The organism is Desulfovibrio diazotrophicus, from assembly GCF_902498985.2.
Taxonomy (GTDB): Bacteria; Desulfobacterota; Desulfovibrionia; order Desulfovibrionales; family Desulfovibrionaceae; genus Desulfovibrio; species Desulfovibrio legallii.
Window position 1 is genome coordinate 457,868 of the sequence record NZ_OX346397.1, and the last position, 13,386, is coordinate 471,253.

At 60.6% G+C, this 13,386-nt stretch carries 11 protein-coding genes; 8 read left to right on the forward strand and 3 right to left on the reverse strand.

The window, feature by feature from the left end; translation table 11 throughout:
- Positions 1-278 precede the first annotated feature (278 nt).
- From J7I12_RS01965 to J7I12_RS01985, 5 genes are all read left to right on the forward strand, one after another.
- Positions 279-1,385: a class II glutamine amidotransferase domain-containing protein gene (locus J7I12_RS01965; protein ID WP_118228747.1), complete on the forward strand. Its 1,107-nt coding sequence runs from the start codon at positions 279-281 to the stop codon at positions 1,383-1,385.
- Positions 1,373-3,004 carry a glutamate synthase-related protein gene (locus tag J7I12_RS01970; RefSeq protein WP_118228748.1) on the forward strand — a complete coding sequence of 544 codons (1,632 nt, stop codon included), beginning with the start codon at positions 1,373-1,375 and terminating at the stop codon, positions 3,002-3,004. The genes J7I12_RS01965 and J7I12_RS01970 overlap by 13 nt, the downstream gene beginning before the upstream one ends.
- Positions 3,005-3,049: 45 nt before the next feature.
- Positions 3,050-5,350: an FAD-dependent oxidoreductase gene (locus tag J7I12_RS01975; protein WP_288908091.1), complete on the forward strand. Its 2,301-nt coding sequence runs from the start codon at positions 3,050-3,052 to the stop codon at positions 5,348-5,350.
- Positions 5,351-5,795: 445 nt separating this feature from the next.
- Entirely contained in the window at positions 5,796-6,305 is a 510-nt protein-coding gene (locus J7I12_RS01980) for a nitroreductase family protein (protein ID WP_118228750.1), read from the forward strand.
- A gap of 436 nt (positions 6,306-6,741) precedes the next feature.
- Positions 6,742-7,698 carry a UDP-glucuronic acid decarboxylase family protein gene (locus tag J7I12_RS01985; protein WP_288908089.1) on the forward strand — a complete coding sequence of 319 codons (957 nt, stop codon included), beginning with the start codon at positions 6,742-6,744 and terminating at the stop codon, positions 7,696-7,698.
- Between the two features lie 114 nt (positions 7,699-7,812).
- On the opposite strand, the gene J7I12_RS01990 is transcribed toward J7I12_RS01985, so the two are convergent.
- From J7I12_RS01990 to J7I12_RS02000, 3 genes are all read right to left on the reverse strand, one after another.
- A complete protein-coding gene (locus J7I12_RS01990; RefSeq protein WP_118228752.1) occupies positions 7,813-8,673 on the reverse strand; it encodes a glycine betaine ABC transporter substrate-binding protein in 861 nt (286 codons plus the stop codon).
- Positions 8,674-8,745: 72 nt separating this feature from the next.
- Complete coding sequence (locus J7I12_RS01995) at positions 8,746-9,588, reverse strand: ABC transporter permease (protein ID WP_118228753.1); 843 nt, start codon at positions 9,586-9,588, stop codon at positions 8,746-8,748.
- Complete coding sequence (locus tag J7I12_RS02000; protein ID WP_118228754.1) at positions 9,578-10,789, reverse strand: quaternary amine ABC transporter ATP-binding protein; 1,212 nt, start codon at positions 10,787-10,789, stop codon at positions 9,578-9,580. Before J7I12_RS02000 ends, J7I12_RS01995 begins: the two co-directional genes overlap by 11 nt.
- Before the next feature lie 758 nt (positions 10,790-11,547).
- On the opposite strand from J7I12_RS02000, the gene J7I12_RS02005 reads away from it, so the two are divergent.
- The 3 genes from J7I12_RS02005 to J7I12_RS02015 all read left to right on the forward strand — a co-directional run bounded on the left by J7I12_RS02005 (position 11,548) and on the right by J7I12_RS02015 (position 13,269).
- Positions 11,548-12,243, forward strand: a complete 696-nt coding sequence (locus J7I12_RS02005) for a LexA family transcriptional regulator (RefSeq protein WP_118228756.1) — start codon at positions 11,548-11,550, stop codon at positions 12,241-12,243.
- 281 nt (positions 12,244-12,524) lie between these two features.
- Positions 12,525-13,145: a lysozyme inhibitor LprI family protein gene (locus J7I12_RS02010; protein WP_130957989.1), complete on the forward strand. Its 621-nt coding sequence runs from the start codon at positions 12,525-12,527 to the stop codon at positions 13,143-13,145.
- Positions 13,135-13,269, forward strand: coding sequence for a hypothetical protein (locus J7I12_RS02015; RefSeq protein WP_288908088.1), 135 nt, complete (start codon positions 13,135-13,137; stop codon positions 13,267-13,269). The genes J7I12_RS02010 and J7I12_RS02015 overlap by 11 nt, the downstream gene beginning before the upstream one ends.
- The last annotated feature ends 117 nt before the right edge of the window (positions 13,270-13,386 follow it).

The following is a 13,386-nucleotide window of genomic DNA, read 5'->3' on the forward strand; positions in this document are numbered from 1 at the left end:
CAGGGCTGAATGACGGCATCGCAGTGCTGCGGGCCTCCGTCTTTGCGGGACGCCGGACCGCACACTTCGCCAGTACGCGGCTGTTTGCGCAGCCGCATTCGTTGCACACACCCCTCCGGTTGCGGTCGTAGGGCGACTGTCAGCGGCTTTCCGCGCGTTTGGGCGTGGTTCCGCCACTTTTGTCGTCGGCGGACCGCGCGTCCACAATGGGCATACCAGCGCCTCGGCCGCCTTTATGCAAAAGGCTGGACCGCGACGCATCTTCCAGAGGTTACGCTATGTGCAGAATCGGCTCCATCAAAAGCAGAACGCCCGTGCCCCCGGCCCTGGCGCTCAATCTTATGCTGCCGCAGCAGGAAGGGCACGACAATTCGGGCTTTGCTATGGTCATGCAGGACCTGGAGGGCGTGTTTGGGCATTACAAGGACAAGCCCCTGCTTTCCCTGGCCTGTACGGCCAAGGGCGTGCAGCTTGTGGACGACTACATGGAAAAGCACGGCTTTGTGCAGGTGGCCCAGTGGGTGCCGGAGGTGGACAAACGTCCCGGCCTGCGCATCAAGGCCATGCCGCGCTATGTCTTCCGCAATTACGACTACCCCGAAAGTTTCCGGGACGAGAGCCGCGAGGCGCGTGAAGACCTGCTGCTGGACACGCGCCTGGCCCTGCGCGCCCTGCTGGAAAAAGACGGCAACGGCTTTGTCTACTCCTTCTGGCCGGACGTGCTGACCCTCAAGGAAATCGGCGACCCGGCGGACATTGCCACGTACTTCCGTCTCTGGGACGATACGGATCGCCTCACGGCCCGCAACATCGTCACCCAGTGCCGCCAGAACACCAACTATGATATTGTGCGCTATGCGGCTCATCCCTTCTTTTTGCAGGGCTACACCCTCTGCGCCAATGGCGAAAACACCTTTTTCACCAAGAACAAAGAATTCCAGAAGTCCCTGCACCGGGGCTATGTGGGCTTTGAGTCCGACTCGCAGAATTTTCTCTACACCCTGCACTATGTGCTGCACGAGCTGCGCTGGCCCATCAAATACTACAAGCACGTCATCACGCCCCTGCCCTTTGTGGAGGCGGAGCAGCGTGAAGACCGGCAGGTGCTGGGCCTTATCCGTGAATCCCTGGCCCACCTGGAGATCAACGGGCCCAACACCATCATCGGGCTTTTGCCCGACGGGAAAATGATAACCTGCTGCGATTCCAAAAAATTGCGGCCTGTTGTGGTGGGCTGTGACGACAACATGGTGGCCATCACCTCCGAAGTCTGTGGGCTCAACGCCATTATGCCGCAACGCGACATCGCCGGCGATATCTACCCCAACGAGCGGGAAATGGTGGTCATCGACAACGACCTGGCGGTGCAGAGATGGAAACAGTAAGAACCCAGGACGTGAGCGTTAACGATCTGCGCTGGAAGATCGAATACCGCCCGGAATTGTGCACCATGTGCGGTTCTTGTGTGGCGGCCTGTACGTTCAACGCCCTTGAAGTGGACATGATGCGCCGCAGTGTGACCCTTTCGCGCAAGGCTTTTCCCGACCCCAGTCAGGAGCACATGGCCCGGCCCGTCATTCAGCAGCAGCACAGTGTGGCTCAAGCCTGCGTGGGCTGCGGCATGTGCGAAAAAATCTGCCCTAACCGGGCTATCCGCCCGGTGCGCAATCCGGACACCCGCTTCCCCCTGTTGGCCCGGCACCACGGCCCCATCAAGCGCGGCGGACGCACCAATCTGAACCCGCCCCGCACCCTGGACGCCATCGTGGTGGGCCGCATCAGCCAGATGACCGACCCGGCTCTGGATTCAGAGCGCCACACCTTTGACATCCGTTCGCCCCTGGGCCGCGTCATGCTGGCGCAGGAGCTGCCGCTCACTGTGGACGGCGACAACCTGGTGCTCAACGGGCGCACCCCGCCAGTGCACTGGATTTATCCGGCCATTTTCAGCGATATGAGCATCGGCGCGCTTTCCACCCGCGCCTGGGAGGCCCTGGCCCTGGCTGCGGCCTACCTCAACGAAAAATGCGGCATGCCCGTGCGCATGTGCTCCGGCGAGGGCGGCATGCCCATCAAACTGCTGGAGTCTGAACAGCTCAAGTACATGATCCTGCAGATCGCTTCCGGCCACTTTGGCTGGAACCGCATCATCAAGGCCATGCCCCGCATGAAGACTGACCCCGCGGGCGTGCTGATCAAAATAGGGCAGGGGGCCAAGCCCGGCGACGGCGGCCTTTTGCCTGCGGCCAAGGTGGCCCCGCACATCCAGGCCATCCGTGGCGTACCCAAGGCTACCCTGCATTCGCCGCCGAACCACCAGGGCCTCTATTCCATTGAAGAATCGGTGCAGAAAATGCACCTTTCGCTCAACGCCGCTTTCGGCTTCCGCGTGCCCGTGGCCATCAAGTGCGCCGCCTCGGCCACGTCCGTTTCCGTATACAACAACCTGCTGCGCGATCCCTACAAAATCTGCGGCGGGTTCTTTATCGACGGCATCCAGGGCGGCACGGGCGCGGCCAACGAGGTTTCGCTGGAGCACACGGGCCACCCCATCGTTTCCAAACTGCGCGACTGCTACCAGGCGGCCGTGGCGCAGGGGTTGCAAGGCCAGATTCCCCTCTGGGCCGGCGGCGGCATCGGCATGACCGGCAATGCCGCGGCGGACGCCTTCAAGATGATCTGCCTGGGCGCCAACGGCGTCATTATGGGCAAGATCCTCATTCAGCTTCTGGGCTGCGTGGGCAACGAGCACGGCCGCTGCAACGCCTGCAACACGGGCAAATGTCCCACGGGCATCTGCACGCAGGATCCCCGTCTGGTCAAACGGCTGGACGTGGACCGGGGCGCGCAGAACGTGGTGGACTATATGCTGGCCTTTGACGACGAACTGCGCAAGCTGCTGGCCCCCGTGGGCAACAGCTCCCTGCCGGTGGGGCGTTCCGACGCCCTGGTTTCCACGGACAAGGCCGTGGCTGACAAACTGGGCATCCAGTATGCCTGCTGACCCCTTGTCCCGGTTGACAAGAGTAGAAACGCCGAGGAGCGGAACATGCTGCGCGTAAGCACGGTGCACGAACACGAACGCATGTCCACCCAGGACCTGCTGCTGGCCATTGAAGCTGCAGTGGCCGCCGGTGAGACGGACTTTCATATTGAAGCCTCGGGGCAGCACGATATCGGCGGCCCCCTCTGGAATGCGGAAGGCAAAAAGCTGACCTTCACCGTACGCAATCCCGGTCAGCGCGTGGGTTCCATGTGTCTGGAAAACACGGAAGTGCTGGTGGAAGGATCGGCCCCGGCCGATGTGGGCTGGCTCAACGCGGGCGGCCGTATTGTGGTGCGCGGGGATGCGGGCGACACCGCAGCCCACTGCGCCGCGGCCGGCGTGGTCTATATTGGCGGCAGGGCGGGCACCCGCACGGGTTCGCTCATGAAGCACGACCCCATGTACGAGCCCCCGGAGCTTTGGGTGCTCAAAAATGTGGGCAGCTTCTCCTTTGAATTCATGGGCGGCGGCAAGGCCGTAGTCTGCGGTTGTGACTGTGCGGATTTGCCTTCCGTGCTGGGCGAACGCCCCTGTGTGGGCATGGTGGGCGGCGAAGTCTATGTGCACGGCCCTGTGGGCGGCCTGCCCGCCGACGTGCGGGTTGCCGCGCTGGAGGCGGACGATCAGGCCTGGCTGGCTCAGGGGCTCAAGGACTTTCTGGCGGCCGTAGGTCGGCCGGAGCTGCTGGACGGGCTGCGCAACTGGGCGCAATGGCAAAAGATTGTGCCCCTTTCCTTTGACGTGCGCAGCCATCTGGCTGATAAGCCCTCTCTGAGCGACTTCCGCGCCAGAGAATGGATTGCGGAGGGCATCTTCAGCGATGTGGCTCCGGACGACTTTAAGGTCAACGGCTTGGTGGCCCACGGCGATTACCGCCTGCGCGTGCCTATCTGGGAGAACGCCCACTACGCGGCCCCCTGCGAATTCAATTGCCCGGCCTCCATCCCCACGCAGCGGCGGCTCAACCTGCTGCGCGAGGGCAGGGTGGACGAAGCCTACCGTCTGGTGCTGGACTATACGCCCTTTCCCGGCTCGGTCTGCGGCAGCGTCTGCCCCAATCCCTGCATGCAGGACTGCACGCGAGGGCTGCTAGACAGCCCCGTGCAGATCGGCAAGCTGGGGTCCTGCTCGGCCGATATCCGGGTGCCCAAACCCGCCAAACGCACGGGCAAACATGTGGGCGTCATCGGCGGCGGGGTGGGCGGCCTCACAGCAGCCTGGCAGCTGGCCCGCATGGGCCACGACGTGACCGTGTACGAGGCCGACAGCGTCATGGGCGGCAAGCTGGAGCAGGTCATCCCCCGCGCCCGTCTGAACCACGATTTGCTGCGCAAGGAGCTCAAGCGCATTGAGGATATGGGCGTGCGCTTTGTTACCAACTGCAAGGTGGACGCCGCCAAATTCGCTGAGCTGCGCCAGAGCCACGATGCCCTGATTGTGGCCACGGGTGGGCACGAGCCGCGCATTTTCGACTGGCCTGGCAAAGAAAAAATCGTGCCCGGCATCGACTTCCTCAAAGCCGTGAACAAGGGCGAAAAGCCTGCCGTGCCGGACGAGGTCATTGTCATCGGCTGCGGCAATGCGGGTATGGACGCGGCCGCCGGGGCCTACGCCATGGGCGCCAAGCATGTGACCTGTATCGACGTGCAGCAGCCTGCGGCCTTTGCCCATGAAATCAAGCATATTGAAGACCTGGGCGGCAAGCTGATCTGGCCCGTGCAGACCAGGGAAATCACCGATAAAGGCATTATCGTGCAGGATGGTCGGCTCATCCCCGGGCAGATGGTCATCATCACCATCGGCGAAGCGCCGGACCTCTCCTACCTGCCCGATGGCCTGGAGAAGTTCCGCCAGTGGCTCAAGCCCAAGCCCGACCAGAGCATCATGGACGGCGTGTTTGCCGTGGGCGACGTCATCAAGCCCGGCCTGCTGGTGCACGCCATCGGTTCGGGGCGTAACGCGGCCTTTGCCGCCGCCGCATGGCTCAAGGGCGAGACCTATACGCCGGAGAAAAAACCGCTGGTGCCCACCACCAGACTGCACACGGCCTATTTTGCCAAATGTCATGACAGCGATCTGCCCAGCCCGCAGGAGGAATATGCCCGCTGCGTCAGCTGCGGCACTTGCCGCGATTGCAAAATGTGCCTCAAGTCCTGCCCGGAAAAAGCCATTGACCGTAAGGAGACCGAAGACGGCGGGTTTGAGTATGTTTCTGATCCGCAACGCTGCATTGGCTGCGGCATCTGTGCCGGCATCTGCCCTTGCGGCATCTGGACTATGCACCCCAACTGGGATATGTCTTAGAAAAATATGTGTGCAGGCAGGCTGTTGCCTGTCGTAAGCGAACATTTCAAGTGTTACATGCTCTAAAAACAGCGCTGTAAGAGGGCACAACCCTTTTGCGGCGCTGTCTTCAGGCGGATTGCTGCATGCATCCCTGCAGTGTTCCGGCTGCTGCGCAAAGCGATTGCCCGCCGCAAAAGCGCGCTTGCAACCTGCCCCGTGCAATCTGCCGGCGGTGATGCGCCTGAGAGGGCGTTGCACCAGACTTTGGGAATGCTTGTTCTCAAAGGTAATCTGCTCTTGGGCATTGCAACGCGGCAATGCCTTGGCGGCTGGCGTAAGCCGCCGCCCGCCGTGGAGGCGCAAGCGCTATTTATTGGCGCGGTTAAGCGCCGGAACGCGCGTGCCGTAAACGTTGAGAATATACAATATTCTCAAGGGTAATCTGCTTCAAGGAGGAGACATCATGGACGTGTTGGAAGCCATTTTTACTCGGCGCAGCATCCGCAAATTCACGCCGGATCCCGTGAGCGAGGACGATGTCAACACCCTGCTCAAGGCGGCCATGTGTGCGCCCAGCTCGCACAATTCCCGTTCCTGGCACTTTGTGGTGGTGCGCGATCAGGCTCTGCGCCAAGGCATTGCCCAGCGTCACCCCTATGCCAAAATGGCTGCCGAGGCCCCGGTGGTCATCCTGGTCTGCGCCAATCCGGCCGAGGCTAAGGAGGCGGGCTTCTGGCAGCAAGATTGCGCCGCAGCCCTGGAAAATATTCTGCTGGCCGCGCGCGGCAGGAATCTGGGCACGGTCTGGTGCGGCATGCACCCCATTGAGGATCGTGTGCGCCCTATCCGTGAACTTTTGCAGGTGCCGGAGGATATTAATATCCTGGGCCTGGTGGTGGTGGGGCACCCTGCGCAGCCCTTCAAGGAAGCGGACCGCTTCGATCCCGCCAAGGTCCATCACGACCGCTGGTAGGCAGGGTGCGCAGGTGGCGGGGCAGGCGGACGCCTTGGGCCGGAGCAGATGCCCCGGAAACACGATGGCCGGAAGTGCTGGCGGGGCAGGCGGCGCGTGTCGCCCCGCTTGACAAAAACAGCCTTTTTGCGCTTATGGCGTCAGAGGCGGATTTTTGCTGCGTGCGTGCCAACGCAATGGCGCGGATGCCCTGCGGCCTGCGCTCCTTATTGTTCTTGCCGGTCTAAAGGTGTACGCTGCCCTCGTTGGTATGCGTCGGCAAAAGGCCGTTTGACGCTGAAGGCCGAAACGGCTAAGCCACAGTGACGCCCACGCGGGCGTTTGTCGGGGCAGCGCTCCGGCGGCGGCAGTTTTTCGCCGTACTGTTTGTTTTTTCAGCCGACACGCCAGGCAAAGCCGGTTTCGGCGGCCGCAATCATCTGTCTTCGGGGGTAGCATGCATCTGCGCAAACGGGTTCTGGTCACCGGCGGTTCCGGTTTTTTGGGTTCGCATCTCTGCGGGCGACTGCTGGAGGCGGGGCACGAAGTGCTCTGCGTGGACAATTTTTTTTCCAGCGCTCGCGCCAATGTGGAAGAGTTTCTGGACAACCGCCGTTTTGAACTCATCCGCCACGACGTGACCTTTCCCCTCTATGTGGAAGTGGACCAAATCTATAATTTGGCCTGCCCGGCCTCGCCCATCCACTATCAGCATGACCCGGTGCAGACCATCAAAACCTGCGTGCACGGGGCCATCAATATGCTGGGTCTGGCCAAACGCCTGCGTGCACCCATTTATCAGGCTTCCACCAGTGAGGTTTACGGCGACCCGGACGTGCACCCCCAGCCGGAGAGCTATTGGGGCCATGTGAACCCCAACGGCATCCGCTCCTGCTACGATGAAGGTAAACGCTGCGCCGAGGCGCTTTTCTTTGCCTACTGGCGGCAGGGAGGGCTGCCCATCAAGGTGGGGCGCATCTTTAATACCTACGGGCCCAAGATGCACCCCAATGACGGCCGGGTGGTTTCTAATTTTATTATTCAGGCCCTGCAGAACAAACCCATCACCATTTATGGCGATGGCAGCCAGACGCGTTCTTTCTGCTATGTGGACGACCTGATCGAATGCATGCTGCGTTTTATGGCTTCGCCCGCCGATTTTGTGGGGCCCATGAACATGGGCAACCCCGGCGAATTTACGATCCGCCAACTGGCCGAAATGGTGGTGGATATGACCGGCAGCCGCTCCGCCATTGTGTGCGAGCCCCTGCCCGGCGACGACCCCAGACAGCGCCGGCCCGATATCTCGCTGGCGCGGGAAAAACTGGGCTGGGAGCCTCGCGTGACGCTGCAGGACGGCCTGAAGAAAACCATCGCCTACTTTGAAGAGCAGCTGCGCACGGGCCAGGCCTGACGTCCATTTTATGGCGCGGCGCGCCGCGCGTCCTTAAAAAAATGGCCCGAACCGTTGCAGTTCGGGCCATTTTGCGTCAGCGGCGGCCGTGGGGCGCGCCGGAGCGCTCAATCCCTATTTTCCCTGCTCCAGCCAGGAATTTACCTGCTCCGGGTACGCTTTCATAAAGCGGCGGGCGTTTTGCAGCGGATCCGTGCCTTTTTCCTGGTTCCAGGCCATAAGCTGCTGCAACTGGTCTGCGCCCGTGTAGCTGAAGTGGGTCAGGAAGGCCCAGGCTGCGGGATGGTCCTTTTTCAGACCCTTACGACCCACTTTATAAATGCCCTCTTCCCTGCCCAGGCTGGCTTTGGGATCGTCCAGGTAGTGGAGCTGCCAGCGACCGAACATCCAGTGCGGCGACCATGCCGTGACCACGATCCATTCCTTGTTGCGGATGGCGTCCGCCAGGCTGGAGGTCATGATGGTGCCGCTGCCTTCCACCAATTCCATATTTTTGATGTTGTAATCCTTGAGCAGTTTTTCCGTCAGTTGCATGATGCCCGCGCCGGGGTCGATGCCTATGATGCGGTTTTTGAACTTGGCGGCGTTGGCGCTCAGTTCCTCCACTGATTTAAGGGGCACGTAGTCCGGTACAGCCAGGCCCAGGCGCGCGCCGCCCGTGAGCTTGCCCAGCATTTCCACCTGGTTTTTGACTTTGGCGTACATCTCTTTGTGGGTGTCGGGCAGCCAGGCCGTGACCATGGCGTCAGCGTCGCCGCTGGCCAAGCTGGTCCAAAGAATGGGCTGAGTAACGGGCAAAAGTTCTACCTTGTAGCCCAGGCGGTCTTCCAGTACGGCCTTGGCCAGGTTGCTGGAAGCCGTGGCGCAGTCCCATTCCACATAAACTATTTTAAGGGTTTTGTTTTCCTTGGCCTGTACGGGCAAGGCCCAGCAGAACAGGAGCGCCAGCGCGGCGCAGAGAATTGCTTTGTTCATGGTGTCCTCCTTAAGGAACGGTTGACGGGGGGACGTCTCCCCGTTGTGGCCCAGGCGGCGGAGACGTCGGGGCTAGCGGGTGCGGCCTGCGCTTTTGCGGGCCAGGGCGCGGAACAGGCGGTCCAGGGTGATGGCGACAATAACAATGCCGAGGCCGGCCTCAAAGCCGCTGCCCACCTGCAGGCGCTGGATGGCTTTCCATACTTCGCCGCCCAGGCCGCGCGCGCCGATCATGGCCGCGATGACGGCCATGGAAAGGGCCAGCATGATGGTCTGGTTTACGCCGGCCACAATAGTGGGCATGGCCAAGGGCAGCTCCAGCTTGCACAGGCGCTGCAGGCGGGTGGCCCCAAAGGCTTCGGCGCATTCCACCAAATCGTGGGGCACCTGCTGGATGCCCAGGCAGGTCAGCCGGATGGCCGGCGGTACGGAAAAAATGACCGTGGCCACTACGGCGCTGACCTTGCCGATGCCGAAAAAGGGAATGGCCGGGATAAGATAGACAAAGGCGGGCATGGTCTGCATGACGTCCAGCACGGGCATGACCACCCGGCGGACCCAGGGGCTCATGGCCGTAAGGATGCCGCAGGGCACGCCCAGCAGTACGGAGAGCAGGGTGGCCGCCAGCACCAGGGCCAGGGTGCTGATGGTGGGGGCCCAGAGGCCCAGGTTCCAGAGCAGCCCGAAGCCCAGCAACACAAATACCGGCAACCCCGGTCGCCTGGTGGCCCACCAGCCCAAGGCGGCCAGCGCTACAATGAACAGCCAGGGCGGCGGCAGCAGCAGCGCGTGTTCAAAATGATCCAGCAGAGAGAGCATGACGGCGGAGCCGGCGCGGGTAAAGCCGGAAAAAAGAACGACCAGTTCCTCCACCAGGCTGTCAATGGTTTCGGCCAGCGGGATTCTAGGCAGCATCGAGAGTTCCCCCCGTGTCGCGGTGTTCCACCAGCGCGCCCAGCAAAAGTCCCCGCACGATAACGCCCTGCAGACGGCGGTTTTCGTCCACCACGGCCAGGGCATGGGGCAGATCGGCCATGAGGGGCAAGAGTTCGCTGACGGGAGCGTCCGGCCGCACAGTGGCAATGTCCTTGTGGGTGATGGCCTCCAGATCGGAACGGCCTTCACTCACCAGACGCTCGGCCTCGACGGCGTGCAGTATGCCCACAAAGCGGCGATGCCTGTCCAGCACAAAGAGCGAAGCCAGGGAGTGGACGCGCATTTTACGCAACGCGGAACGCGGTCCGTCCAGACCCAGCACGGCGCAGGCTTCCGAGCGCTTCATGACGCTGGCCGCGGTAAGCACCTGCGAGGCGTCCGCCGAGGCCACAAAGCGGGCCACATAGTCGTTGGCCGGAGACTTGAGAATGTCCTCTGCCGTGCCCACCTGCACCACTGCGCCGTCCTGCAGCAACACAATACGGTCGCCCAGCTTGAAGGCCTCGTTAAGGTCGTGGGTGATGAAGACGATGGTCTTGCGGATATCTTCCTGCAGGGCAAGCAGTTCGTCCTGCATTTCTTGACGGATAAGCGGGTCCAGCGCGCTGAAGGCTTCGTCCATAAGCAGTACTTCCGGCTCCAGGGCCAGGGCGCGGGCAAGCCCCACACGCTGCTTCATGCCGCCGGAAAGTTCCGCCGGGTAGGCGTTGTGCCACTGGGCCAGGCCCACACGTTCCAGGGCGGCTGCGCTTTTACGCAGCCGTTCCGCCTCCGGCACGCCCATAACTTCAAGCCCAAAGGCCACATTGTGCAGCACCGTGCGGTGGGGCAGCAAGGCAAAATTCTGAAAGACCATGCCGAAGCAGCGCTGCCGCATGCGCCGCAGGTTGCGGGCGCTCATGGCGGTAATGTCCTGATCGTCCACCAGCACTTTGCCGGCGCTGGGCATGATCAGGCCATTGAGGCAGCGCAGCAGGGTTGATTTGCCGCTGCCGGAAAGTCCCATGACCACCAGCAGCTCTGAGGGAGAAATATCGAGGGTGATGTCGCGCAGGGCCAGGGTGGACTTGGTCTGCCGCAAAATATCCGCGCGGGATGCGCCCTGCAGCGCCAGCTTCAGAGCGTGCTCCGGGTGAGGACCGAAGACTTTTGAAAGATTTTGGATGGAAATTTTTGCCATATACTCTCCTTCGCCGTGGCATAAATGTCGCGGGTGTAGCCCCAGATGGAGCGAGTATATGGAAGCACAGCCAAAAAGGCCGTCAAAACGAACGTACTGGAGCCGTCAGCGTTGACCTCACCAGTACAGCGCCGCCTCCTCGGTATTTACCGAACTTCCATAAAACAGTGTATGCACCATTGCAGTAATCGCCAATACCAATGTTTGCATGCCGCGATATTGTCCACGGATGCCGTAATGCACGACAACAGGAGGAACACGCTGTCCCTTGCGTCGTTTGGGGGCATATTGTGTTAGTTAATAAAAAAATTGTGCTGTGCGCAGAAAATATACGTTTAAAAAATTATAAACAATTTTTATTGTTTTAAATTGTTTGTAATTTTTATGTAACAGTATTGTATAATCCTGATGAATTTACCTTATATAAAATACAGTCTGCGCTGAAGACCATTGCAAAGGCCTTTGTTCTCTGGCAGCACCACGCGGATAGCTCACATATCCCTTTCGAAAAACAAGCCTACGGCAAAAAAATCTCTCTGGCAAGCCATAAGTTTTTTCTTTCTGTCATTCATAAAAAGTTTATTTTCTTTAGTTAGATAAGTTTTTTCTTGCTTTTTCTGGTGAGGTTGGCTAAATATCAATAAAAGCTGTTCAACCCGTGCAAATTTCGCGCGGCGCGTCTGTGGGCGCCTGACGGTTTGCGGGTGCCGCTCCCTGTCCGGCGCCCTGTCGGGTTCCCTCCTGACGGAGGACCGCATATGTCTCATACTGTTTCTTTTCAGTGCAATGCTACATTGCAGCGTCTTATGCAGGCGCTTGGCGCGCAGACCGATGCCGAACTGGCGCGTGCTTTGGGCATTACGCCCCAGTCCGTCAGCGGCGCGCGAAAGCGCGGTGAAGTGCCCCCGGCCTGGGTGCAGACCTGCGCCGCCTCTACCGGCGTCAATGCCCATTGGCTGTTTTTTGGGCGTGGCCCTATGCGCCTGCCAGAAGCGGCGGAAGGGGAGCTGCCCAGCACGCAGGTGGATTGCGAAAGTGAGCTGATCATCGTGCCTTTGGCTGAAGCGCGGCTTTCGGCCGGAACCGGCAGCCTTGAGGTGAGCGCGCACAGTGAAGGGGGCTATGCCTTTCGCGGCGATTTTCTGCGGCGCAAGGGCAACCCACGGCGTATGGTGCTTATGCGGGTTTCCGGCGACAGCATGGTGCCGGAAATTTTTGATAACGACCTGGTGCTGCTGGACCGTGGTCAGACGGAAATCAGCCCCGGCCGCCTTTACGCAGTGGGCTTTGAAGACGCCATTTACATCAAGCGGATCGACAAGCTGCCGGGCAAAATCGTGCTGCACAGCGTCAACCCTGCCTACCCGCCAGTGAGCCTTGATCTGCGCGGCGACTGTGCGGACCAGTTCCGCGTCATTGGCCGGGTGCTCTGGTCCGGACGTGAATACCGCTAGTAGTGTTGCCTGGACCACAGTTACTAGATTTTTCTTTTGACAAATTTTGTTTTGCAGATTTTATTTTTTTATATAATATAGAGTAATATATCTGTAAAATTGTTTTGATAGCTGCGTGGACAGATACCCGCAGCGCAGAAATAAGGGCAACGCATTGGCGTATTGCAACGCCGGTGCGGACGTGCCAGTATAGACATTGCGAGCGCCTGTTCACAAAGGTACGCTGTATTATTGGAATGCTGTATTCGGGGAACAGGCTGCTTTTTGCAAGGAGTTTTCCCATGTCTTTGTCGCGTGGTCCCTTGGTAGTCAGGACGTTGCCCGTGGTGGCGCTGCTGTTGCTGTATGCGGTGGCCGCGTCGGCCGTGGCGGAAAGATCGCCCGTGCAGGCCGCTTTGGAAGACGCTGCTGCGCAAAGAGTTGGGCCGCCCCAGGCCGACCAGGCTTCTCCGTCCGCTATCGTTGCGGGCGCGGCCCCTGAGGTGGGGAACACGCCCGCCGCACCCGCCGTTGCGGCCCCGCCGCCCGCAGCGGAGGAATCCGGCCCGGAGGCCCAGCGCGGACAGGATTCTCTTTTCAGCCCGGCCTACCAGAGCTGTATGGACGATGCCGCGGGCGTAACCACAGCAATGCAGACCTGCATGGAAACGGAGCAGACCCGATTGGAGCGGTACGTCGCCATTCTGCGCCAACGCCTGATGCAGGCTTTGCCGCAGGAGCGGGCCGCAGCCCTTGGCAAGGCGCTTGAAGCCTGGGAAAGTTTGCGGCAGAACGGCTCCGTAGCCATGTATGCGCCGGAAGGGGGCAGCCTTTCTCCTTTGATGGCCTCGCTTTGGTACCTGGAGCAGACCGCCCGCACGGCCCGTTGGCTGGAAGGACTGACGGAAAATCTTGATCAATGACACCAAAATATTGACTTCTATGACTCTGGAAGAACTGTGGCGGCGTTTTCCCATAGTTCTTGGGCAGTTCAACGTTGAACTGCCCTGGCGGTTGCGTACGCAGCTGCCCGCCGTGGAGGCGTAAGCGCAATTTATTCCGGCGTTTCTCATGCAAAGGCCTTGCTGCACCTGTGTGGCGGGCGTCTGCGTGCGCAGATACCAGGGCAATTTAAAAGTGAAACCATTTTCATTGTAGGCGCCC